Source organism: Sedimentibacter sp. (assembly GCF_032080165.1).
Classification (GTDB): Bacteria; Bacillota; Clostridia; order Tissierellales; family Sedimentibacteraceae; genus Sedimentibacter.
In genome coordinates, this window is record NZ_DAMASY010000011.1 from 68,362 (window position 1) to 93,441 (window position 25,080).

General features: G+C 35.1%; 22 protein-coding genes and 2 other annotated features. Of the genes, 20 read left to right on the plus strand and 2 right to left on the minus strand.

The annotated features are described in order from the left end of the window. A complete protein-coding gene (locus RT412_RS13980; RefSeq protein WP_313344991.1) occupies window positions 1-1,131 on the plus strand; it encodes a peptidoglycan DD-metalloendopeptidase family protein in 1,131 nt (376 codons plus the stop codon). 73 nt (window positions 1,132-1,204) lie between these two features. Here RT412_RS13980 and RT412_RS13985 read toward each other — a convergent pair whose 3' ends face one another. Continuing rightward, the gene (locus RT412_RS13985) at window positions 1,205-2,758 is read right to left on the minus strand and encodes an AAA family ATPase (RefSeq protein ID WP_313344988.1); all 1,554 of its coding nucleotides are present in this window, start codon (window positions 2,756-2,758) and stop codon (window positions 1,205-1,207) included. A gap of 124 nt (window positions 2,759-2,882) precedes the next feature. Further along, window positions 2,883-3,012 (plus strand) — a sequence feature (ribosomal protein L20 leader region). 25 nt (window positions 3,013-3,037) lie between these two features. On the opposite strand from RT412_RS13985, the gene infC reads away from it, so the two are divergent. The 10 genes from infC to lgt all read left to right on the plus strand — a co-directional run bounded on the left by infC (window position 3,038) and on the right by lgt (window position 13,242). Further along, on the plus strand, window positions 3,038-3,547 hold the full coding sequence (gene infC / locus RT412_RS13990; protein WP_313345130.1) for a translation initiation factor IF-3: 510 nt from the start codon (window positions 3,038-3,040) through the stop codon (window positions 3,545-3,547). Window positions 3,548-3,565: 18 nt separating this feature from the next. Then, window positions 3,566-3,760, plus strand: a complete 195-nt coding sequence (gene rpmI / locus RT412_RS13995; protein ID WP_312700114.1) for a 50S ribosomal protein L35 — start codon at window positions 3,566-3,568, stop codon at window positions 3,758-3,760. Between the two features lie 29 nt (window positions 3,761-3,789). After that, a complete protein-coding gene (gene rplT / locus RT412_RS14000) occupies window positions 3,790-4,140 on the plus strand; it encodes a 50S ribosomal protein L20 (RefSeq protein ID WP_313344985.1) in 351 nt (116 codons plus the stop codon). 153 nt (window positions 4,141-4,293) lie between these two features. Next, complete coding sequence (locus RT412_RS14005; RefSeq protein WP_313344982.1) at window positions 4,294-5,649, plus strand: TrkH family potassium uptake protein; 1,356 nt, start codon at window positions 4,294-4,296, stop codon at window positions 5,647-5,649. Window positions 5,650-5,657: 8 nt separating this feature from the next. Then, window positions 5,658-6,305 (plus strand): TrkA family potassium uptake protein, encoded by a 648-nt coding sequence (locus tag RT412_RS14010; RefSeq protein WP_313344980.1) that lies wholly within the window; start codon window positions 5,658-5,660, stop codon window positions 6,303-6,305. Window positions 6,306-6,329: 24 nt separating this feature from the next. Beyond that, complete coding sequence (locus RT412_RS14015; RefSeq protein ID WP_313344978.1) at window positions 6,330-7,124, plus strand: RNA methyltransferase; 795 nt, start codon at window positions 6,330-6,332, stop codon at window positions 7,122-7,124. Window positions 7,125-7,272: 148 nt separating this feature from the next. Further along, window positions 7,273-7,511: a binding site (T-box leader), on the plus strand. A 49-nt stretch (window positions 7,512-7,560) separates the two neighbouring features. Then, the gene (pheS, locus tag RT412_RS14020; protein ID WP_313344975.1) at window positions 7,561-8,595 is read left to right on the plus strand and encodes a phenylalanine--tRNA ligase subunit alpha; all 1,035 of its coding nucleotides are present in this window, start codon (window positions 7,561-7,563) and stop codon (window positions 8,593-8,595) included. An 11-nt stretch (window positions 8,596-8,606) separates the two neighbouring features. Then, window positions 8,607-11,003 carry a phenylalanine--tRNA ligase subunit beta gene (gene pheT, locus RT412_RS14025; RefSeq protein WP_313344972.1) on the plus strand — a complete coding sequence of 799 codons (2,397 nt, stop codon included), beginning with the start codon at window positions 8,607-8,609 and terminating at the stop codon, window positions 11,001-11,003. Window positions 11,004-11,357: 354 nt separating this feature from the next. Continuing rightward, window positions 11,358-12,347 carry a tryptophan--tRNA ligase gene (gene trpS / locus RT412_RS14030; RefSeq protein WP_313344970.1) on the plus strand — a complete coding sequence of 330 codons (990 nt, stop codon included), beginning with the start codon at window positions 11,358-11,360 and terminating at the stop codon, window positions 12,345-12,347. Window positions 12,348-12,507: 160 nt separating this feature from the next. After that, the gene (gene lgt, locus RT412_RS14035; RefSeq protein ID WP_313344967.1) at window positions 12,508-13,242 is read left to right on the plus strand and encodes a prolipoprotein diacylglyceryl transferase; all 735 of its coding nucleotides are present in this window, start codon (window positions 12,508-12,510) and stop codon (window positions 13,240-13,242) included. Window positions 13,243-13,358: 116 nt separating this feature from the next. Here lgt and RT412_RS14040 read toward each other — a convergent pair whose 3' ends face one another. Continuing rightward, window positions 13,359-14,399, minus strand: a complete 1,041-nt coding sequence (locus RT412_RS14040; protein ID WP_313344965.1) for an NAD(P)/FAD-dependent oxidoreductase — start codon at window positions 14,397-14,399, stop codon at window positions 13,359-13,361. Between the two features lie 371 nt (window positions 14,400-14,770). On the opposite strand from RT412_RS14040, the gene mraZ reads away from it, so the two are divergent. The 9 genes from mraZ (at window position 14,771) to murG (ending at window position 25,079) form a co-directional block, all read left to right on the plus strand. Then, window positions 14,771-15,208, plus strand: a complete 438-nt coding sequence (mraZ, locus tag RT412_RS14045) for a division/cell wall cluster transcriptional repressor MraZ (protein ID WP_313344962.1) — start codon at window positions 14,771-14,773, stop codon at window positions 15,206-15,208. 12 nt (window positions 15,209-15,220) lie between these two features. Continuing rightward, entirely contained in the window at window positions 15,221-16,150 is a 930-nt protein-coding gene (gene rsmH / locus RT412_RS14050) for a 16S rRNA (cytosine(1402)-N(4))-methyltransferase RsmH (protein ID WP_313344960.1), read from the plus strand. Between the two features lie 3 nt (window positions 16,151-16,153). Beyond that, window positions 16,154-16,624 (plus strand): hypothetical protein, encoded by a 471-nt coding sequence (locus RT412_RS14055; protein ID WP_313344957.1) that lies wholly within the window; start codon window positions 16,154-16,156, stop codon window positions 16,622-16,624. An 11-nt stretch (window positions 16,625-16,635) separates the two neighbouring features. Continuing rightward, complete coding sequence (locus RT412_RS14060; protein ID WP_313344955.1) at window positions 16,636-18,756, plus strand: penicillin-binding transpeptidase domain-containing protein; 2,121 nt, start codon at window positions 16,636-16,638, stop codon at window positions 18,754-18,756. Between the two features lie 195 nt (window positions 18,757-18,951). Continuing rightward, window positions 18,952-20,436, plus strand: coding sequence for a UDP-N-acetylmuramoyl-L-alanyl-D-glutamate--2,6-diaminopimelate ligase (locus RT412_RS14065; protein WP_313344952.1), 1,485 nt, complete (start codon window positions 18,952-18,954; stop codon window positions 20,434-20,436). Window positions 20,437-20,446: 10 nt separating this feature from the next. Next, entirely contained in the window at window positions 20,447-21,421 is a 975-nt protein-coding gene (gene mraY, locus RT412_RS14070; protein WP_313344949.1) for a phospho-N-acetylmuramoyl-pentapeptide-transferase, read from the plus strand. Window positions 21,422-21,473: 52 nt separating this feature from the next. After that, complete coding sequence (gene murD / locus RT412_RS14075; RefSeq protein ID WP_313344946.1) at window positions 21,474-22,850, plus strand: UDP-N-acetylmuramoyl-L-alanine--D-glutamate ligase; 1,377 nt, start codon at window positions 21,474-21,476, stop codon at window positions 22,848-22,850. Further along, window positions 22,822-23,946: a putative lipid II flippase FtsW gene (gene ftsW / locus RT412_RS14080; RefSeq protein ID WP_313344943.1), complete on the plus strand. Its 1,125-nt coding sequence runs from the start codon at window positions 22,822-22,824 to the stop codon at window positions 23,944-23,946. The genes murD and ftsW overlap by 29 nt, the downstream gene beginning before the upstream one ends. A 2-nt stretch (window positions 23,947-23,948) precedes the next feature. Then, a complete protein-coding gene (murG, locus tag RT412_RS14085) occupies window positions 23,949-25,079 on the plus strand; it encodes an undecaprenyldiphospho-muramoylpentapeptide beta-N-acetylglucosaminyltransferase (RefSeq protein WP_313344940.1) in 1,131 nt (376 codons plus the stop codon). Window position 25,080 lies beyond the last annotated feature (1 nt).

Consider the following 25,080-nt stretch of genomic DNA (forward strand, 5'->3'; position numbering starts at 1 on the left):
ATGTTCAGGAAAAGCGTTGTATTTATTTTAGTAATTATGAGTATATTAACTGCTTTCCCGGCAGCAGCAGGGGGAAGTATTGCAAGTATGCAGCAAAAACAGAAACAAATCGAAAATCAAATTAATGAAATCCGTAAAAAAGCAGAGGAACTTAAAGGTCAGCAAAAAAGTGTACAGCAGGAAATTGATGCTTTAGACAGTGAAATCAGGGCTTTGACCTTAGAGGTTGAAAGCTATGAGCTTCAAAAAGAAGAAATAAACATGAAAATTTCTGAGTCAGAGCAGAAAATTGAACAGTTAAATAAGGACATAGACAACAATAATACTATTTTAGAAGATAGATTAAGAGTAATGTATAAAAACGGAACAGCAGGCTACATGGAAGTAATACTTAATGCCGAAAATTTAGTTGATGCATTGACAAGAATGGACATGATTCAGCTGATAGTGCAAAGTGACGTGGAGCTTTTAAAAAGTATAACCGAACAAAAGGTTCAGGTAGAAGCTTTAAAGGAAGAACAAGAAATTGAAAGATTAGAATTGACGGCAGTTATTAACAATCTTAATGCTAAACATAATGAAATAACGGTTGCGTCCCGTTCCAAAGAAATATATATGAGCAGCCTGCAAAAAGACATTAAAGAAATGCAAAGACAGGAAGCAGCAATGGAAGAGCAGTCAAAGCAAATCGAAAGAGATATTCTGGCCGCACAAAGAGCGGTTGAATATGCCGGCGGAGAACTTCTGTGGCCGTTACCCGGCTATTATACCATTACATCCCATTTCGGAGGAAGAGCTGACCCGATTACGGGAGTATGGTCAAGTCACGGAGGAACAGATATCAGAGCACCTTACGGAACACCTATACTATCCGCAAACGATGGTGTGGTAATTTTTTCAGGATGGCATTATTCATACGGAAACTATGTTATTGTAGACCACGGTGGTGGAATAGCAACCTTGTATGCACATGCTTCTAAACTATTGGTCAGCAAGGGACAAGCAGTATTAAAAGGAGATCCGGTTGCTTTAGTCGGCTCAACAGGATATTCTACAGGAAACCACCTGCACTTAGAAGTCAGAGTCAACGGTGTGAGAAAAGATGCAGAGACTTACTATAAAAAGCAATAGAAGAACAATTGTTAAAGGGGCACATTTCGTGTCCCTTGTTTTATCCGTTGCTTATCAACTGCCAATCCATTGATTAAATCAGCGCTTTTTTCTTTTTCTCATCCATTAATTCATCTAACTCGTCTGCGTTCATTGTTTCATTTTTCAATAAATATTCGGCAATTTTTCTAACGATGCCCTCGTTATCCATGATAATTTTTATGGATCGTTCGTAAGCTTCTTTAGTCATTTCTGCTGCTTCATCCTTAATTGAATCAAGATAATATTTGAAAAATCTTTCGTCAATGCATGTATTTTGAGTGTGTTTACCCATTCCATAGCTGCAAATTATTTCATATATTATATTTGTTGATTCTTTAATGTCATTTGATGCTCCCGTAGATACTTCACCCATAAAAATTTCTTCTGAAGCTCTTCCTGCAAGAAGGACGGTTACTTTGTCGCAAAGCTCTTTCTTTGTATACAGAAACTTATCTTCAGTAGGGAATTTAAGCACATAACCTAAGGCTTTATCTCTTGGAATAATAGATATTTTTTGAACCTTATCTATATCAAGTATTTTAGCCACAACCGCATGGCCAGCTTCGTGATATGCAACAATTCTTTTTTCCTTGTCAGATACCGTAGAATGCTTGATTTCAAGTCCGGCCGCTATTTTTTCTATTGCAAATTCAAAATTATCCAAGTTGATTTTTTTACTTTTATCCTTAATGGCTTTTAAAGCGGCTTCGTTTGCTATATTTGCAAGTTGCGCTCCTGAAAAACCATGAGTTTTTACGGCAATATCTTTCAGTTGTATCTTTTTATCAAGGGGTTTGTTTTTTGTATGTACCTCTAATATTTTAAGCCTGGAATGGAAATTTGGATTGCCTACATATATTTTTCTGTCAAAACGTCCCGGCCTTAACAGTGCTTCGTCCAATAAATCCATTCTGTTAGTAGCTGCAACTACTATTACATTGCTGGTATTGTTAAACCCATCCAATTCAATCAATAACTGGTTTAATGTTTGATCTTTTTCATTGTTGCTTTCCGAATTTCTTTTAGCGCCTAATGCATCTATTTCATCTATAAATATTATACTTGGTGCTTCTTTTCTTGCTCTTTCAAAAATCATTCGAACACGTTTTGCACCAACACCTACATATTTCTCAACAAATTCGGAACCGCTGGAGTATATGAATGTAGCTTTTGCTTCGCCTGCAATCGCCTTGGCAATTAATGTCTTGCCGGTTCCGGGAGGACCGTATAAAAGTATACCTCTTGGTACTTTTGCATCCATTGATTTATATTTTTCCTCATTATTTAAAAAATCGATAACATCCATCAAGTCATCTTTAATTTCTTCTAAACCGGCTACGTCGTTAAATCCGATTTGAATTTTTGGCTCTTCGGTTTTCTTCTTTTCAAAGTATGTTGTAGAGCCGACACTTTCGTTTGATTCTTCCACATCAGCTTTAGTATCTTCGCTTTTTTTGCTTGACGAAATCAATTTAACCATGTAAAATGCATAAAACAACATTGGTATAAAAAAGAGTATTGACAAAGAATATCTATCTGAAACTATTAGAATAATAATATTGTATATAATAAATGAAATTGCTAAATAGAAATATTTATTTTTCATATAACCTCCTATGGCTGTAAAAATTTTTTTGTGATAGAATTATCTTTACCATAAGATAAAAAGTTATAACACTATAAAAATAAAATATGTTGACATTTATTGTTAGGTTGTATATACTGTAATAGAAATCAAGAAGAAGTAACCGCTTCTCACCTTACGGCGTTTTTTAAAACTGTTAGTAGGGTTATAAATAAATGCAATTTAGTTTTGTATTGTTTAAGATAGCGGGGAAAAGAGCTGTCTTTTTTTATGAAAACATATAAAAAATTGGAGGTGTAAATTATTAAGGAACTTCAAATCAACGAGCAAATTCGTGAAAAGGAAGTAAGAGTCATAGACTCTGATGGAACTCAGTTAGGAGTTATTAGTACAAAAGAAGCATTAAAAATTGCCGAAGGTAAAAAATTGGATTTAGTTGTTGTGTCTCCAAATGCAGAGCCACCGGTGTGCAGAATTATGAACTACGGCAAATATAAATATGCTCAAGCTAAGAAAGAAAAAGAATCCAAGAAAAAACAAAAGGTCATCAATGTAAAGGAAATCAGAATGACTCCAAACATCGAAGATCATGATTTAAGTGTTAAAGCTAAGAATGCTTGTAAATTCCTTGAAGACGGAGACAGAGTTAAGGTTGTCGTTCGTTTCAGAGGGAGAGAGCTTGGACATATGGATGCTGGAAAAGAAGTACTGATGCAATTTGCTGAATTGACATCAGAATATTCTGTTATAGATAAGCAACCAATAGTAGAGGGCAAAAACATGACTATGTTTTTAGCACCTAAAAAATAACATTAAGGAGGAACTGTTATGCCAAAATTAAAAACTAACAGATCAGCAGCAAAAAGATTTAAGAAAACAGGAAGCGGTCAAATCAAAAGATCACAAGCCGGCAAAAATCACTTTACAGGTAAAAAAGCTTCTAAATCAATAAGAAGTTTAAGAAAAAGCACATTAGTTTCAAGTGCTGATATGGACAGAATCAGTAAGATATTACCATACTAATATAGGAATAGTTTCAGGAGGAAATTTAAATGGCAAGAGTTAAAAGAGCTGTAAATGCTAAGAAAAACCATAGAAAAATATTGAAACTTGCTAAAGGTTACTACGGAGCAAAGAGTAAATTATATAAAACAGCAAATCAAGCAGTTATGAAATCACTTTCATACGCTTATGTAGGAAGAAAGTTAAGAAAAAGAGAGTTCAGACAGCTTTGGATAGCAAGAATTAATGCAGCTGCAAGACAAAACGGATTATCTTACAGCAAATTTATTAATCTTTTAAAACAAAACAATGTTGAAATAAACAGAAAAATGTTATCAGAAATGGCTATATACGATCCGGCAGGTTTTACAAGCTTAGTTGAACAAGTAAAGATGGCATAAGAATTAAGACTGTGTTTACAGTCTTTTTTTGTTCACAAGCTACTATAATAATATTATTTCTTGTAATTATAGTTTTGAGTGATATAATCATTATGCAAGAGTAGATTGTGCATGAGTTATCTAAATATGTGCAATATTGTATTAGAGGTTATTATGAGATATTTTAAACAAAAAATAAACAATATAAAAAAGAATCCATATTTAGTTTTCATCTTCGGATTCGCATTGATAATTTTTATAGGGACAATACTATTGACGTTTCCTGTTGCATCGCGGGACGGAAACAGCGTGGGATTTGTCAATGCTTTTTTTACAGCCACATCAGCAACGTGTGTTACCGGATTAGTAGTAGTTAACACTGCAACTCATTGGTCAATATTTGGTAAAGCTGTTATAGCAGTATTGATACAAATTGGCGGTCTTGGAGTTATGACTATGACTGCAATGATTTCATTTTTCATAGGAAAGAAAATTTCTCTTAAAACAAGAGTATTAATAATGGAAGAAAGAAGTGTGGATGAGTTACAGGGCGTTGTACGGCTAACTAAAAACATTTTGCTTTACACATTTTTGATGGAGCTGTTTGGTGCATTATTATTATCTTTGGTATTTATTAAGGATTATGGGGTTTTAAAAGGGATTGGTTTTTCTATATTTCATGCAATTTCATCATTTTGCAACGCAGGTTTTGATCTGATAGGCAACAGTATGATAAATTATGTGGACAATCCTATTATTACCTTGGCGGTTTGTGGGTTAGTAGTAGTCGGAGGAATCGGCTATTTTGTGCTTTGGGATATACATGTCAGCAAAAAATTCCGTATGCTTACTCTTCATTCAAAGTTAGTTTTGATTATTACAGGTTTGCTGTTATTTATAGGAACAGGTTTGTTTTTTTTACTTGAATATAACAATCCTGGTACAATAGGTGCTTTGGATTTGCCAGGAAAAGTTAATGCTTCAATTTTTCAGGCTGTAAATCCAAGAACAGCTGGCTTTAATTCAATTCCTTTAGAAAACTTAAGGATGGCAACAGCAGTGATTACTGTAATTCTAATGTTTATAGGTGGTTCTCCGGTATCGACGGCAGGAGGAATAAAAACTACCACAATAGGAGTTCTGATTATTTCATTCTATAACTTATTTAAGGGAAAAAGAGATTTTGAAGTTTTTGAAAGAAGAATATTGCCGGAAACAACAATCAGAGCTGCTGCAATATTGCTGATATCTTTGTTTTTAATTATGATAGTATCCACAATCTTATCTGTAACAGAAGAAACGTCCGGTTTTGATTTTTTGGATATTTTATATGAAACGGTTTCTGCTTTTGGAACGGTGGGCTTGTCAAGGGGAATAACTTCTGCTTTAAGCACAGCAGGTAAACTTGTAGTATCAATGCTGATGTTTGTTGGAAGAGTAGGTCCGATAACAGTTGCTTATGCATTATTAAGACAAAACAAATTTATAGGTAATTACACTTATCCGGAAGGTAAAGTAATTATCGGTTAGGAGTATTTATGAAACAGATAATAGTTATAGGATGCGGCAGATTTGGTTCTGCAGCGGCTAAAACTTTAAACAGATTAGGTTACGACGTTATGGTTGTTGATCAAGATATTGATATTATTAAGGAATTGTCTGAAACTATAACTCATGCAGTTCAAATGGATTCAATAGATGAAGCATCATTCAGGACTTTGGGATTAAGAAATTTTGATGTAGCCATTATTGCAATCGGTTCTAATTTAGAAGCTTCCATAATGGCAACATTAATAGCGAAAGAAGCAGGTGTACCAATGGTAATAGCAAAGGCGGCCAACGAAACCCACGGTAAGCTTCTGCAAAAAATAGGTGCTGATAAAGTAATTTTTCCTGAAAGAGATATGGGAATGAGAGTAGCATATTCTTTAGTTACTCCAAATATAATGGATGTAATTGAATTTTCACCTGATTACAGTATAATTGAAATTGTGGCTCTTAAAGAGTGGGAAGATAAATCGTTAGAGGATTTAAACTTATCAAGAAAATATGGCATGACAATAATAGCTATAAAAACAGGCGATAGTATAAATATAGTTCCTTCCTTCGAAACAATTATTAGAAAAGATGATGTATTAATCTTATTAGGTCCTAATGATAATTTAAAGAAGCTTAAAATAATTTAAAAAGTGTGTCTATAGAAGGTAATTATGAATATTATAAAAAGCAAAGACAACAACAAAATTAAATTTATACGTTCTCTTGCTTCAAAAAAGAAGCGTGATGAAGAAAATGCTTTTATAGTTGAAGGAATTAAATTTGTAAAGGAAGCAATCAATGAAAATCAGAATATAATGTATTTATTATTTGGCGAAGCTTCATTTTATAAATCCGATATCAAAGAATTATATGAAATAACATATAAGTCCGGATATGAAGTATATGTTTGTGATGACAATACTTTTAACAGCGCAGCAGATACAATCAATGCTCAGGGAGTTATAGCCGTTATAGAGAAGAAAATATATAATATATATGATATTCTTCAAAATTATAAGTTTGTAATAGTGTGCGACAGATTACAAGACCCCGGCAATTTAGGAACGATTATCAGGACCTCGGATGCTTTCGGTCCTGCTGCAGTTATATTAAACAAAGGCTGTGTCGATATTCATAATCCGAAGGTGGTAAGAGCTTCTGCCGGTTCATTATTTAGAGTTCCGTATGTCTATATGGACTCAGATATTGAATTAATCAAAGCTTTGAAGGAACAAGGATTTAAAATAATTTCAACAGTGGTAGAATCTGAGTATTCATTTGATGATTTAAAAGAAGAAAATAAGATTTGTGTGGTAATCGGTAATGAAGGTCAGGGAGTTTCCCGGGAAATTATCGAAAATTCCTGTATGAATATAACCATAAGAATGCCAGGAAGAGCTGAATCATTGAACGCATCCATAGCAGCAGGCATTAGTATTTATGAAATCAGAAAAAAATTGTTGTAAAATAGATTTATCTTTGCTATAATCATACGTATACTGTTCTGATTGAAAAATGCGGACAAATGATTGTACGCGACATAGAAAAACAGTATTAACTAATTCGCTTCAATGGAACTTATTTAATGCGAATTAGTTTAAACCGAAAAATATATTAAAAGCAATGAAAAAGCACAGTAGGTATAAGTTAATGTTATCAGAGAAAAAATCATCGTGGCTGAAAATGATTTTAAACATTTTATACTGAACATTCACTTTGGAGCTTGCAGAATGAAATATAGTAGTTTTGCACGGTAAATATCGTTAAATAGAATGAGACATTCAATTATGACACATGTATATAATTGTCAATTGAATGTGAAAAGAGTGGTACCGCGATTTTTCGCCTCTTATGAGGTGAAAAATCGCTTTTTATATTTTTTATAGTACGAAAGGAGTATATATGAGAGAGCAGCTTTTAAAATTAAGAGAAGAAGTATTAAATAAGTTAAAAGAATGCGCTGACAATACAGATATAGAAAAGATAAGAATTCAGTGCTTGGGGAAAAAAGGAGATTTAACTGCAATTTTAAGATCAATGGGCAGCCTGACAGAAGAAGAAAGACCGGAAATCGGAAAGCTTGCCAATGAAGTAAGAGCAATAATAGAAGAAGAAATGAAAGCAATAAAAGAAAAAATCACCGCGCTTGAATCTTCTAATAAAGTTAAATCAGAAATTCTTGACATAACGATGCCGGGCAGAGCTCCTGAAATAGGAAGAAGACATCCTTTGCTCCAGGCTAAAGAAGAATTGGAAAGTGTATTTATGCGTATGGGCTATGATGTGGTAAGCGGTCCTGAAATTGAAACCGTTGCAAACAACTTTGACGATTTGAATGCACCGTATGATCATCCGTCAAGAGATTGGTCGGACACATTTTATATATCCGATGACTTAATACTTAGAACACATACATCACCCGTCCAGGTCAGGACTATGAAAGAAGCTGTAAAAGAAGATAAGCTTCCTATCAGAGCGGTTTGTACGGGCAGGACATTCAGATTCGATGATGTGGATGATACCCACTCTCCTATGTTCCACCAAATGGAATGCTTAGTTGTGGATAAGGGTGTTACTTTGGCAAATTTAAAGGATTCCATCGATCAATTCGTAAAGGAATTATTCGGAAATAACGTTAAGACGCGTTTCAGACCTCATAACTTCCCGTTTACCGAACCAAGTGCAGAGGTTGATGTTTCATGTCATATATGTATGGGTAAGGGATGTCCTGCATGTCGAGGAACCGGATGGAGTATGGAGCTTTTGGGATGCGGTATGGTACATCCTAATGTTCTGAGAAACTGCGGAATCGATCCTGAAGTTTATTCAGGTTACGCCTTTGGCATGGGAATTGACAGAGTTGCAATGGTTAAGTACGGAATTCCTAACATCAGATTGTTATTCGAAAATGATGTAAGATTCTTAAAACAGTTTTAGGAGGTAAGAAAATGTTAGTACCAATTAAATGGATGAAACAATACGTTGATATTAATACTGATGATAAAACATTGGCCGACAAGTTAACCTTGACAGGTTCGCACGTGGATGCTGTTATTGATTATGAAAAGAAAGTAACCAATGTCGTAACAGGAAAAATTCTTGAAATAGAGAAACATCCTAATGCAGATAAATTGATTGTTACACAGATAGACATAAATAAGGAGAAATCCGTTCAAATAATAACGGGAGCTAAAAATGTTAAGGTGGGAGATGTTGTTCCTGTATGCTTGGAAGGAGCAGAGCTTCCTGTTGGCTTAAAGATAAAGAAATCTAATTTCAGAGGACTTCCTTCATACGGAATGATGTGTTCTTATGAAGAACTGGGCTTTGACGACAAGGTTATACCTAAGGAAGCGAGGGATGGAATTGCGATTCTGCCACCGGATACAGAGCTTGGAAAAGATATTAAGGATATTTTAGAATTAGACGGCAGCGCTCTTGAGGTTGAAGTTACTTTCAACAGACCTGATTGCTTAAACATAGTGGGTATGGCGAGAGAAACTTCGGCAACACTTGGAACAAAGTTTAAATTTCCTGAAATTGAAATCAAAAATGAGCAGGGAGACATTAAAGATTACCTAAACGGTGTGGAAATTGAGGATGAAGATTTGTGCTCTCGTTTCTATGCTAAGGTAATAAAGGATATAAAAATAGGGCCTTCTCCGCTATGGATGCAAAGAACATTGATGGATGCGGGAATGAGACCTATAAACAACATTGTAGACGTTACAAATTTTGTTATGCTTGAGCTTGGTCAACCTTTGCATGCATACAACTTAGAAGCCTTAGAGGCAAGAAAATTAATAGCAAGAAGAGCTAAGCAGGATGAAAAAATTGTTACAATAGATCAAAATGAAAGAAGCTTAAGCAGCAGCATGCTTGTTATTGCCGATAGCGAAAAGCCCGCATGTATAGCAGGTGTTATGGGCGGTTACTATTCGGAAATTAACGACGATACAAAGATTATGGTATTAGAAAGTGCAAACTTTAATCCTAAATCAATAAGAGAAACATCCAAAAAATTAGGTATGCGCTCAGAAGCATCTGCAAGAAATGAAAAACCGATGGGCTATGTAATGGTGGAACTGGCTAACAAGAGAGCATGCCAATTGATAGAGATGATTGGTGCGGGAACAGTTGTGGGCGGTTACTTGGAAGCGGGTAAAAGCGAATATACGGCGCCTGTTGTTACTTTGAGACCGCATAGAGTGCCGTGGCTGTTAGGTGTTGATATGCCTGTTGACGATATGCTGAAGTATTTAAATTCTTTAGAAATTGAATCAGCCTTTGACGGTGAAAAAATAATAAGTAAAATTCCTTATTTCAGAACCGACATAGAACAGGAAGCCGACTTAATTGAAGAAGTAGGAAGATTGTACGGATTTGAGGAGATAGAATCTGCGCCGCTTTTAGGAAGTACAAGAGTTGGAAGAAAATCCGACAAGAGAAACTTGGAGGATCATATCAAGACAATACTTTGCGGTATGGGATTGTATGAAATTACAACGTACTCATTTATAAGTCCCAAATCATACGATAATATATGTGCCGGCTCTGACAGCCCTCTTAGAAACTACGTGAGAATTTTAAATCCTTTGGGAGAAGATTTCGGCTCTATGAGAACCACTCTTATTCCTAATATGATGGAAGTTATAGCACGAAATTCTAACAGAGGAGTAGAAAAAGCAAAGCTTTTTGAAGTAGGAAGTATATTTATTCCCAAGGAACAGCCGGTTGTTAATGAGCCCTATGAAAAAATAAAATTATGTCTCGGTATGTACGGAAATTATGATTTCTTTGATTTGAAGGGCATAATGGAAGTGATGCTGTCAAGATTAGGAATTAAGGTGAATTTAAAACCCGTAACAGATAATCCGTCATTCCATCCGGGAAGAACGGCAGCAATGTATGTAAATGATGATTTGTTAGGAATTTACGGAGAAATAAGTATAGAAGCTGCTGATAACTATGGAATTGACCACAAGGTATATGCTGCTGAAATAGATATTGAAAAACTATTAGAGTACAAGGATACAAACTGGAAATATGAATCGCTTCCTAAATACCCTGCCATGGTAAGAGATATAGCGGTTATAGTTAAGGATGAAGTGTTGGCAGGAGAAATGATTGAAACGATCGAAGCTGTAAATCCACATTTGATTGAAAGTGTAGAATTGTTTGACGTTTACAAGGGTGAACACGTCCAGGAAGGATATAAGTCAACTGCATTTTCGGTTACCTATAGAAACAAAGAGCGTACTTTAAAAGAAAAAGAAGTTGAAAGCATCCATAAAAAGATACTTGAGCAATTGGAAAGAAAGTACGAAGCAAAATTGAGAATGTAATGAAAAGAAATTTCATGTCATAATTCCAATTTTGTCAGATTTTCTGACTTGACAAATAATTTCTTGTAACATATTATATAATAAAAATAAAATTAAACTGTTGAATGAGAGTAGTAAACATATGAAATTGAATTTCAGAGAGCTATTGAAGGTGAGAATATAGCATTTCAATCTATGTTGAATGGACTCATGAGGTCAACCCGAAAACTGTGTGAGTAGTCGTTGACGGAAATCCTAACCGTTATGAAGGAAGCATATGTTAGTATGTGAAACTTGCTATTTGGGTGGCAAAACAGAATTATAGACTTCTGTCCCTTTGGGGCAGAAGTTTTTTGTGTATATGGAGGTATAAAAATGAAAAGAATTTTAACGGGTGACAGAACAACCGGAAAATTACATTTGGGACATTATGTAGGAAGTCTTCAAAACAGAGTAAAATTACAAGATGAATATGACACCTTTATTATATTAGCGGATATACAAGCGCTGACAACTCATTTTGAACAGCCTGAGTTAATTAATGAAGGTATATATGATGTTGCAATTGACAATCTATCAGTTGGATTAGACCCAAACAAGTCAACTATTTTTTTGCAATCTAAGATAAGCGCAATTGCAGAGTTAACTGTATTTTATTCAATGATGGTTTCGGTAAATTCATTACGTCATAATCCAACTATAAAAACGGAAGCGAAGCAATACGGGTATGATGATTTAAGTTACGGTTTTTTAGGGTATCCCGTCAGTCAAACAGCAGATATTACCTTTTGCAACGCTGATTTAGTTCCGGTTGGAGAAGACCAGATTCCCCACATAGAATTAGGAAGAAAAATTGTGAGAAGATTTAATGATTTATATGGTAATGGCAGGATTATCATTAATGAGCCGGAAGCTTTAATCAGTGATATGCCTCGGCTTATTGGTCTGGATGGAAACTCTAAGATGGGTAAAAGTCTTGGTAATGCAATTTATCTGTCGGATAATGCTGAAGATGTAAATAAGAAGGTAAAATCAGCAGTAACTGATAAGAATAGGATAAGCGTAAAAGATAAGGGCAATCCGGATATATGTACGGTAAGTAAATATCATAAAGCATTCAATCGTGAAGATTATGATAATATTTGCGAAATGTGCAAAGCTGCTAATATTGGTTGCGTAGCCTGCAAAAATATTTTATCAAAAAAGATAAATTTAATCCTTGAGCCATTTAGAGAAAAACGTGCTTATTATGAAGAAAACATTAAAGAAGTGCGTGATATTATACTTGATGGCAGCCAAACAGCAAATATAATTGGTAATAAAACTGTTGAAAATGTTAAAAAGGCTATGAATATCGATATATAATAATAGTTAAATATAGTGTTTATTTATTGTGACGGATGAAACTATCATAATCATCTTTTGTTTGACTTAAAAGTGATATGTCTATATAATTGTTAATGTTATATTAAGGATATATATTTACAATTAGATAAGCTTTTAACTTTACATATAGGAGGTATTTATGGATCCTGTCGCTTTTAGAATATTTGGAATAGAAATAATGTGGTACGGTGTTTTAATTTCACTGGGAGTTCTTTTGGGAGTTTTCTTTGCGTTAAAAGAAGCAAAAAGAACCGGCTTCAAGGAAGACAATGTACTTGATTTTTTATTAATTGCAATTCCTGTTGCTATAGTTGGTGCAAGAGCATACTATGTGATATTTACCTGGGATTATTACAGTACGAATCTTTCTGAAATCATCAACATAAGAAACGGTGGACTTGCAATACACGGCGCGCTTATTGCAGGTATAATAACCGGCATATTGTTTTGCAGGAAAAGAAAAATTAATGTGCTTCAGCTTCTTGATATATTAATACCAAGTGTTGCACTTGGTCAGGCAATAGGCAGATGGGGAAACTTTGTTAATCAGGAAGCTCACGGCGGACCAACTGATTTGCCGTGGGGAATAGTGGTGAATGGTCAAAAAGTACATCCCACATTTTTATATGAATCTATAATAAACCTTGCGGTATTTATTTTTCTCACATGGTTTGCAAGAAAAAAGAAAACCACACACGGTCAGGTTCTTGCACTTTACCTGATTTTATATTCGACAGGCAGATTTTTCATAGAGGGATTGAGAACTGACAGTTTAATGTTTTTAAATATGCGTGTAGCACAGCTGATAAGCTTAGCCATGATATTATCAGGTGTTGCTCTGTGGTATGTAGTAAAAAAGAAAAAACAACAATGAAGATTCTTTGCTGATACTCAGGATGACAGGCACTGTCATTCTGAGAGTTTTAGCGACGGTGCTGGAGCTTTAAAAACAACGGGGAGCTGGCGTGATTGCTGCGGCTCCCTGCGATTTTATAGTTTCATGTAGTTGAATGTGCTTGCCATACCTGCAACAAAACTCCATTGTCGCTGCATATAAACTCTTAATGCAGAAGTATTGTCCTGATAAAATGAGTACAGTGTTTTTAAGTCTAATTTACTGTTCAAATCTATTTTCTCAATTGCTTTTGCAGCCGCGTACCCGCTTTCCATTCCTGCCGAAATGCCCTCGCCCATAGGGTTAAGAAAACCAGCCGTTTCGCCTGCAAACAATACCTTCCCATTTCCGTATGCTATAGGACATCCGGGCATGATGTGAGGCATAAGCCATTTTTCAGCCTTTTCCCGTTTTTTAATTTTCGCGTTGTGATGCTTTTCCATATAGGCAATAAATTCAGAATAATAATATTCAAGGTTCCTTGTATCCTTAACTGATACACCGAAAATGAGATAATTGTCTTTCACATTAAACCACGCATCATATTCCGAAAGATATGGTTGCAAATAGGCATAAAAATAATGATAATCCAAATCTATGGAGCCTATATTGAAGGTTTGGTAAGTCGTTATATAGCTTTGTGGTGTATGGGGAAACTTTCGTCTGATAGAACCAACAACGCCATCGCAGGCAACGACTATTTTCGCCTTTTCGGAATAAACGGAAGTTCCCTTGAGATTTACCAGAACACAATCCTCTCGCTCCTCACATGACAGAGCGGCGGTTCCATCACGTAGCTCGGCACCGGCTTCGACAGCTTTTGTAGACAGCCAATAGTCAAAGGAATTGCGCCATATATTTAATCCTTCCTGTTCATATCGATATTCCTGACCTTTATCATTAGTAAAGATCATACCACGGTTATTCGTTGGCGTACACATGGTGAACTCCGGTACATCTTCGCCAAAGTATTGCCGAACCATATTCATTGACTTTTTTATCAGGATACCGGAACAAGATTTATTCCTTGGCATCTTGAGTTTTTCAACCAATAATACTTTATACCCGTTGCAGGCCAATTCCCGTGCGGCAACACAGCCCGTCGGGCCCGCTCCAATTATTATTACATCATACATTTTAGTTTTCTCCTGAGAAAGTGAAAGATTATTATATTTGCAACTGTAAATTCAACTTTGCGTTAAATTAAATATCAGAACTTTGCAACTATCAAAAACGCTATTATGAAAATTATACCAGAAAATACATAATAAATCTACCAGCTTGTTTATGAGATATAAAAATTACTTCGTGACTGTGGACACAGTCACATTGCTTGCCGTTAACTGGTGACTCGTTAAAATGTGCGTCCTTTTTTTATTTTTCATGTAAAGATGAGATCCTTCACTGCGTTCGGGATGACATAAAAAAATATTTTTGCCTTTTTCAAAAATAATGGTGGCATTTTTATCCCACAATGTGGTATAATATGCCCAGTAGGTGGTAGAAAATGTTTACTGGTGAATATGTACATTCATTTGATGAGAAAGGAAGGGTTATAATTCCTTCCAAATTTAGAAATGAGCTTGGAGAAACATTTTATATCGGTAAGGGCTTGGATAAGTGCTTGTTCATTTATCCTATTGAAACATGGACAGAATTTGTCGGTAAGCTTAAAAATTTATCCACCTTTAATAAAGAAGAAAGATTTTTCTTGCGAAGATTTGTTTCGGGATTCAGTGAATGCTCTTTCGATAAACAGGGAAGAATATTAGTACCGCCATCTCTGAGAGAGTTCAGTGAATTAAATTCAGAAGCTGTTGTAATAGGGGTTATAGACAGAATTGAAATTTGGAACAAGGACAGCTGGGATAATTATTCTAACAACGATGAATATGATTTTGACAGCATAGCAGAAAAAATGTCAGATTTGGGGATAGGACTATAGGGGAGGAGCCAGATGGATTACAGACACACTTCGGTTTTATTGAATGAAGCTATCCAAGGGCTTAATATAAAGACAGACGGGATTTATGTTGATGCAACCTTGGGAGGCGGAGGTCATACCTTCGAAATACTTAAATATGTAACTAAAGGTAAGGTTATCGGTATTGACCAGGATGATTATGCCATTGAAAAGGCAACGGAAAGATTAAAGGATTATGACAATTTCATAGCTGTTAAAAATAATTTCAGCAATATAAATGAAGTTTTGAAAGAATTACATATAGATAAGATTGACGGTATAATATTTGATTTAGGCGTTTCGTCTTTTCAGTTAGATATACCGGAAAGAGGATTCAGCTACAATCGTGATATGCCTCTTGATATGAGGATGGATAAGAGCGGTACAATTACCGCAAGACATATAGTTAACGGATATGAGGAAAATGAATTATCCCGGATAATTTGGGAATACGGTGAAGAAAAGTGGGCATCAAGGATAGCAAAATTCATCGTACAGGAAAGAGAAAATGAATTTATAGAAACTACGGGTCAGCTTGTAAGCATCATTAAAAAAGCAATACCAAAGCAAGTCAGACAGGAAGGTTCACATCCTGCAAAAAGAACGTTTCAAGCAATAAGAATAGAAGTTAACAGAGAACTTGAAATACTTGAAAACACTTTTAGAGAGACGATAGAAAATTTGAAAAAAGGCGGAAGAATTTGCGTTATTACATTTCATTCCTTAGAGGACAGAATAGTAAAAAATACATTTGCAGATTTGAACAAGGACTGTATATGTCCGCCGGAATTTCCTAAATGTATATGCGACCACAGAAGAAAATTAAAAATAATAACCAAAAAGCCAATCGTTCCATCGGATGACGAAATAAACGAAAATCACAGAGCACACAGTGCAAAGCTAAGAATAGGAGAGAGGGTGTAATAAATGTCAGCTTTAAGAAAAGAAGTCATTGATATTGATTATGGACAAGAGTTAAATTCTCCCAATAAAAAACGAATAAAAAGAAATAAGAAAAATAATAATGTTATAGAAAGTATAAAAAATACAGCCATGATCGCTATAACCTTTGTTCTTGGAATTATAATAGTGTATAATTATGCCATAATAACAGACAAACAGATGGAACTGAATACATTGAATAAAGACATAGCAAATCTTAATAATGACATAGCCGCTTACGACATAGCTCTTGAGAGTATCAAAAACACAAATAGTATAGAAGAATTGGCTAAAACATATTTAGGCATGAATTATCCTACAAGAAAACAGACGGTATTTGTTGATTTTAAATATGGAAGCCCTGAAACAACTGAGGATGAAACTGTTAAAGCAAAAGAAAAAGGTCAAAATATACTATTAGGTATAGTTGATAAGGTGGTAAGTTTCATTCAATAGGGGGTGCAGCAATGAAAAGGCGTATTAAAAGCACTACTAACCTTCAAAATAAAAAAAGAATGTTGGTATTTTTGCTTTTCTTTTTTTTAGTTACAATTGCATTGATAGTTAAATTAGGATTCATACAAATAATTGACGGTGAAGAATATAAAAAGCAAGCCATGGAAAATTGGTCCCGGGATATTACCATAAGTGCCAAAAGAGGGACAATTTATGACGCTAAAGGCAAAAAGCTATCGGTAAGCGTTAATTCAAGTACGGTAGTATGTATTCCTGCCGACGTTAAAAAAGGTAATTTATCAGCTAATGAGGATACACCCGACGAAGAAGCGAATGGCGGATTACTTACCGGGCTGCTAAAAAAACTAAACAAATCAATCAGTAAAAATACAGCAGGTGAATCCATTCCCGTTAATACAAGAACACCGGAGGAAACTGCTAAAATTTTAGCTGAAATTTTAGAAATGGATTATGAAGAAGTGTTAAGCAGAATTACTTCCGATTATTCATATGTGGCTATAAAAAGATGGATAACGGAAGAGCAGGCACAAAAAATACGGGAGCAGGAGCTAAGCGGCATAAGTGTTATTGAAGATAACAAACGTGTCTATCCATATGGAAATTTCGCACCTTATGTACTTGGCTTTACAAATATAGATCAGGATGGGCTCTACGGAGTTGAAGCTACATATAATGAATATTTAACAGGAATACCGGGAAGGACCGTTATAAACACCGATGCCCTCGGAAGAGAGCTTCCTTTTGGCTACAATGCCTATTATGAACCTACAAACGGTTTGGGCGTTGTTTTAACGATTGATGAGGTTATACAGCATTATGCAGAGTCAGCAGCACTAAAAGTTTTAAATGATTATAATGCTTTAAGAGCTACGATTATAGTTATGGATCCAAATAACGGCGATGTACTTGCTATGGCGTCAAAGCCTGATTATGATCCAAATGACCCTAAGATACCCATAGATGAAGAAATTAAGGCATTGTGGGAAACATTACAGAAAGAGGAATTAGAAAAGTCATGGTTCGACATGTGGAGAAACCCTGCTGTTAATGATATATATGAACCCGGTTCCACATTTAAATTATTGACAACAGCCATTGCTCTTGAAGAAAATGCGGCAAGCTTGGATTCAACATATTTCTGCGATGGATATGTAAGACAAATTACAAGTAACAACATAAAGTGCTGGAGATATTACAGACCGCACGGACAGCAAACATTATCTGAAGCGATTCAGAATTCATGCAATGACGCACTTGCTGAAATAGGTCTTGATATAGGTAAGGAAGCATTTTATAAATATTTAAAAGCTTTCGGTTTAGAGGAGCAATCGGGAATTATGCTGAATGGAGAAGCAATGGGGCTTTTAAAAGAGCCCATAAACATGAAGGATGTTGATGTTGTAACACAGGCATTTGGTCAGGGTGTTGCGGTTTCTCCGATACAATTGATTACGGCGGTTTCTGCCATAGCTAACGGCGGAAATTTGATGGAACCTCGAATTGTAAAGCAATTAATAGATGATGACGGAAATGTTGTTGAGAACTTTGAACCGGAAATAAGAAGAAAAGTTATTTCCGAGGAAACAAGCAAGATGATGCTTTCTATAATGAAGGATTCTGCCGAAGCCGGAACCAAACAGGCATACAGACCGGGATACAGAATAGGCGGTAAATCAGGTACAGCTCAAAAGGTCATAGATGGAAGATACATCGACGGCAAATTCATATCATCTTTTATAGGAACTGCGCCGGTTGATAATCCAAGGGCGGTTGTTCTTGTAATGGTTGATGAACCGGACAGAAGTATCGGTTATTACGGAAGTATTGTTGCGGGACCTGTGGCAGCCGATCTGTTAGAAAATATTATGAAATATTACGATGTAGAGCCGGTTTATACAGAGGAAGAGCTTGGTCACGTTGAGCAGCAAATGGTTGAGGTTCCTGCATTGCTGGGACTTACAATTGCTGAAGCAACGGATAGATTAATAAAGTCGGGTTTAGAAAGTAATATAACAATTGAGGTTGAAGAAGACAGAATTGTCAAGCAGCAATTCCCTAAAGCGGGAGAGAGGGTTGCAAAACATTCGTTGGTTACTTTGATTTTAAATTAAATAAATTATGACAATAATACTTAAGCTTTGGAACGCAAATTGCGTTCCTTTTTACAAACTGATTCAACAAAGCGAGGAATCTCACTAAGAATAAGATGGATATTGCAGGGTTAGGGCATCAATTTTATTGTAAATGAATTTTAAATATGATAAAATTGCACATAATACATACAATTAATTAAGGGGAGCATTAAAATGGATATTGTTAACATACTGAAAGAATTAAATCATAATAGCTACTTCGGTAATAAAAATATCGAAATTAAAGGTATTACTAATGATTCAAAAAAGGTGAAAGACGGTGATATTTTCGTCGCAATCAAAGGTTATACCAACGATGGCCACAATTTTATCGAAAATGCTATCGCTAACGGAGCATCGGCCGTTTTATGCGACCACATCCCTGAAAATGTTAAAGATAAGGGCAATTTTATAGTTGTAGAAAACCCGAGACAATCCATGGCACCTGCAGCAAATATAATATACGGACGTCCTTCTGAAAGCATGAACTTAGTTGGAGTAACCGGAACCAACGGAAAAACAAGTACTACATATCTGCTTAAGGGAATATATGATTATTTAGGCGAAAAGTCCGGGATTATAGGCACCATGGGCGTTTTAATAGAGGGAGAAAAAATTAAGGTCGATAATACCACTCCCGAAGCTGCCGATTTGCAGAAATATTTTGCCAAAATGGCGGAAAAGGATATAATGATTTGCTTTATGGAGGTTTCTTCACATGCATTAGAACTAAACAGAGTTGACAATATATCTGTTGATGTGGGTATTTTTACAAATTTAACAAGAGATCATCTGGATTTTCATAATACTATGGAAAATTATTATCAGGCAAAGAAAAAATTATTTCATATCGCTAAAGTAAACAACATTATCAATATTGATGATTCGTATGGAGAAAGATTATATAAGGAACTTAAGGAAGAAGGAGTTAAGGCAATTTCAATAGGTATTGAAAATGATGCTGACATAAAGGCAAGCAATTTAGTTACTACGATGAGAGGAACCGATTTTGATTTAGAAATAGACGGCAGTGTTAAAAAGGTTCATGTAAATACACCGGGTAAATTCAGTGTTTTAAATTCTCTCGGATCTTTGGGAGCTGCCTATTCACTGGGAATAAATATTGATGATATAATTGAAGCCCTTGGTAAAATTAAAGGCGTGACAGGCAGATTTGAAATACTTGAAAATAAACTTGATTGTATTGTTATATTAGATTTTGCACATACTCCCGACGGTTTGCAAAAGGTTATGGAAACTATAGATGAATTTGCGGAAGGCAGAAAAATAGTTATGTTTGGTGCCGGAGGTGAAAGAGATTCGTCAAGACGTGCTCCTATGGGTGAAATTGCAGGTCAATATTGTGATTTAAGCATACTTACATCCGACAATCCAAGATTTGAAGACCCATATGATATATGTCTTGAAATAGCTGAAGGTGTAAAAAAATACAATGGTAAATATGAAATTATCATCGAAAGAGATAAGGCAATCTATTATGCTATTGACAACTCAAAGAGCAAGGATGTAATATTATTTGCGGGAAAATCAACAGAACCATATCAAGATATGGGAGTAGAAAAAGTTCCATATGACGAGGGTACTATTGCCAAGAACGCCATTAAGGATGTTGAGAGAAAAAGGGGATTAACGGAATAAGGAGTTTAATATGCAAGCAAACGGACAAATATTAAGAGTAATAATCGTATCTTTTCTCATAGCTATTTTCCTTGGACCGGTTGTAATTCCGGTTTTAAAGAGATTGAAAGTAGGACAAAGCATCAGGGAGGAGGGGCCTAAGACCCATTTTACAAAAGCGGGAACTCCCACAATGGGCGGAATTATTATAATTTTAGCAGTTATAATTTCATTGTTTACCAGTGGCTATTATACACAGGAAGCTTGGACCGGATTGTTTTTTACGGTTGCTTTTGGTTTCATAGGATTTTTAGATGATTATTTAAAAGTTAATCGTAAACGTAATTTAGGCTTAAGGGCGTATCAAAAAATCATCGGACAGTTCATATTTGCTTTTCTACTTGCATTATACGGTTCAAGATACAGTGTATACGGTACAAAATTAATAATTCCATTTATTAATGCATACATAGATTTGGGAATTATATATATACCTTTTGTTTTATTTGTAGTTTTAGGAATTGTAAATGCAGTGAATCTGACAGATGGATTAGATGGGCTGAACACAGGAGTTACGTTGATAGTTATGGCTGCCTTCAGCTTGATAGCAAACAGCATGAAGGATATAAATCCTATATTTAGCGGCATAGCTGGTTTCTCTGCGGGAATTTCAGGGGCATGCCTCGGATTTTTAAAGCATAATGCAAATCCTGCCAAGGTTTTTATGGGTGATACGGGTTCATTGGCATTAGGAGGTGCCGTATCTGCCGTAGCGGTTATGTCAAACATGATTTTATTAATTCCTATAATCGGCGGTATTTATTTTGCAGAAGCACTTTCTGTAATTATACAGGTTTTATACTATAAAAGAACTAAAAAAAGAGTTTTTAAAATGGCTCCGCTGCACCATCATTTTGAAATGTGCGGCTGGAAGGAAACAAAGGTAGTAGCAGTTTTTTGGATTGCAACAGTCATACTTGCATTTATAGGCATTTATTCAGTATAGATAACATACAATATTAATGGGCTTTTTTAAGATGGATTTGAGAGGTACTTAAATGAAAGATAAAAATATACTTGTTGTCGGACTTGGTGTTTCCGGCATAGCATGTATTAGAGGGTTAAATAAATTAGGAGCACGTATATTTGTATATGATGAATCTCCAAAAGAAAAATGCGATGAGAAATTACAGGAATTAAAAGAAATAGAAGCATCATATTTTTTTGGCAATAATGAAATAGACAAAATAGATTTCGATATAATTGATTTAGCGATTAAAAGTCCGGGAATAAAATATGAAGTACCCATTATCAAGATGCTTACAGAAAAACATATAAGAGTAATAAGTGATATTGAAGCTTCATACAAGATTACGGATGCAACTATTGTTTCCATAACCGGAACAAACGGAAAGACAACCACTACAACTCTAATCGGTGAAATAATAAAGGAAAGCAAAAAAAATCATAAGATTACAGGTAATATTGGTTCCGGAATGTTTTATGATGCCGTTAATTCCAATGAGGATGATGTGCTTGTGGCGGAGGTCAGCAGCTTTCAGCTTGCAGGAACTTTTTGCTATAAACCTCACATAGCGGTTATAACAAACATAACTCCTGATCATATGGACTTTCACCACACCTATGAAAACTATATTGATGCAAAATTCAGAAACGTAGTAAATCAAGATGAAAATGATTATGCAATATTAAATTACGAAGATGAAATAATAATGAGTTTTACTGATAAAATTAAAGCTAAAAAAATATTTTTCAGTTCTGAACGCGTATTAGATGAAGGAATATATGTGCAGGACGAGAAAATCATGTATAGCAGAGATGAGAAAACTGAATTTATTATAAATATAAATGATATATTTATACCCGGAAAGCATAACTTAGAAAATGCAATGTGTGCGGCAGGCGCCGCTCTAAGCTTAGGTATAAATACGCAAACTATAGCAAATGTACTGAAGAATTTTAAAGGAGTGGAGCATAGATTAGAATTTTGCGGAGAATATAACGGCGTAAAATTTTATAATGATTCCAAGGGAACAAATACCGATGCATCAATAAAAGCAATTCAAGGAATAGAAAAACCTATAATATTAATAGCAGGCGGGTATGACAAAAATTCTTCTTATGATGAGTTTATTAAAAACTTTGACAATAAGGTAAAGAGCTTAATTTTGTTGGGACAGACGGCAGACAAAATTGAAGCTTGTGCAAGAAGCTACGGTTTTACAGATATATACAGAGTGGAAAATATGGATGAAGCAGTTAAAAAGTGTTTTGAATTAAGTGTAAAGGGGGATAATGTCGTACTGTCTCCCGCATGCGCAAGCTGGGGTATGTATCCTAATTATGAAGTTAGAGGAAGAGACTTTAAGGAGAGGGTAAAATATTATGGAGGGAACAGTACAAAAGCAAAGTAGAAAAACTTCTATCGACTGGGTATTGGTATTTGTTGTGGTAGTATTGGTACTCTTTGGTTTTTTGATGGTTTATAGTTCAAGTTTTCCAGACGGGTACTATAAATTTGACAAGGACCCTTTTTACTTTCTAAAAAAACAGGTAATTGCAGCGGTTGCTGGCTTTGTTGGAATGATTTTTATAGCTAATATACCTTATAAAATTTATTCAAAGTTCAACAAGGTTATATTGATAACATGTATAGGTTTTGCATTGCTTACGATAGTCATAGGTATTGCCTCCAACGGTGCTCAAAGATGGATTATCATTGGCGGTATATCGCTCCAGCCATCAGAAATAATAAAAATAGGCGGAGTTTTATACATGGCCCATTATTTTGATAAGAACAGAAAAAATATCAGTTCTCTAACAAAAGGATTTTTTCCTTCAATGATATTAATCGGTTTTTTTTGTTTACTGATTGCAATACAGGATGACTTAAGCACAGCCGTTATATTAGGTGGAACATTGATGGTAATGTTCTTTTGTGCGGGAGCAAAAATGACTCATTTATTTGTATTATTCTTGCTTGCAGTTGCAGGTGTCGTAGTTTTGATTTCCATGGAAACCTACAGAATAACAAGGATTATTGTATTTTTCGATCCGTTTAAATACCCGCTGAATGAAGGATATCAGATAATTCAATCCCTTTATGCTTTAGGAACAGGCGGATTGTTTGGAATGGGTATAGGGAAAAGCAGACAAAAATTTTTTCATTTACCTGAAGCATACAATGACTTTATATTTTCAATAATCGGTGAAGAGCTTGGATTTATTGGCTGCGTATTTGTAATTTTAGGCTTTGTTATTTTTGCATGGAGAGGTTTAAGAATTTCTATGAATACGGATGATTTTTTTGGAAGTCAGGTGGCTCTTGGTATAACAACCTTGGTATTGCTTCAATTTTTAATACATGTTGCGGTTGCAACCTCATCAATGCCACCAACAGGAAGGGCGTTGCCTTTCATAAGTGCAGGAGGTTCTTCTTTGATGTTTTTATTGTTATCAATGGGCATTTTATTGAATATATCGAAATATTCGAATACATACAGGAGCTGAATATGAGAGTACTTATTACAGGCGGGGGAACCGGAGGGCACATCAATCCTGCATTGGCAATAGCGCAAAAAGTCAGACAACAAGATCCATATAATGAAATTTTGTATGTGGGAACAAAGACAGGTCTTGAAAGTGAGCTGATTCCTAAGGAAGGGTTAGAATTTAAATATGTTACCGCAAAATTCCTGCGAAGGAAAATAAGCATAGAAAATGTAAAAACTCTTTTCGCTTCTGTTAAGGGAGTTATAGAGGCAACGAAAATTATTAATGATTTTAAACCGGACATAGTTGTGGGCACAGGCGGATACGTATGTGGTCCCGTGGTATTGGCAGCAAGTCTGAAAAAGGTACCTACTATGATTCATGAACAAAATGTTTTTCCCGGTATTACAAACAGAATGCTGGCAAAGGTAGCAGATGTTGTAGCAATAAGCTTTAATGAAGCTGAAAAATACTTTCCCGAACAAGTAAAAGGAAAGCTTATTTTAGTTGGTAATCCGGTCAGAAAAGATATATTGAATGCTGACAGAAAAAAATCAAGAGCAAGGTTAAATTTAAGACAGGACGATATATTAATATATTCATTCGGGGGAAGCGGCGGTCAGATAAGCTTAAATGAAGCAATTGTTGATGTTATAAAAAAATACAACGGACAAAAGAGCATCCGGATAATTCATGTTACAGGCAAAAAACTACATGATGGATTTATGGATAAAATTAAAGAAGAAAAGATATTATTAGACAAAAATATTGAAATTAAAGACTATATGTATGATGCTGCTACTGCTTTATCCGGGTCCGATATAGTTATCGGCAGTGCAGGAGCAATAACAATAGCTGAAATAACATTATTGGGAGTACCATCCATACTTATACCTAAGACATACACTGCGGAAAATCATCAGGAATACAATGCAAGAGCATTGGAAAAGGAAGGTGCCGCAAAGGTAATTTTAGAGAAGGATTTGTCAGGTAAGCAGCTTATCACAGCTATAGAAGATATTATTAAGAATAAAAATTTATTAAAAACTATGGCTTTAAATTCTAAAAGAATGGGAAATGCAGATGTGGAAAATAAAATTTATGAATCAATGGTAAATTTGGTGGACGGTAAATCCGGAAGTAACAAGTAGT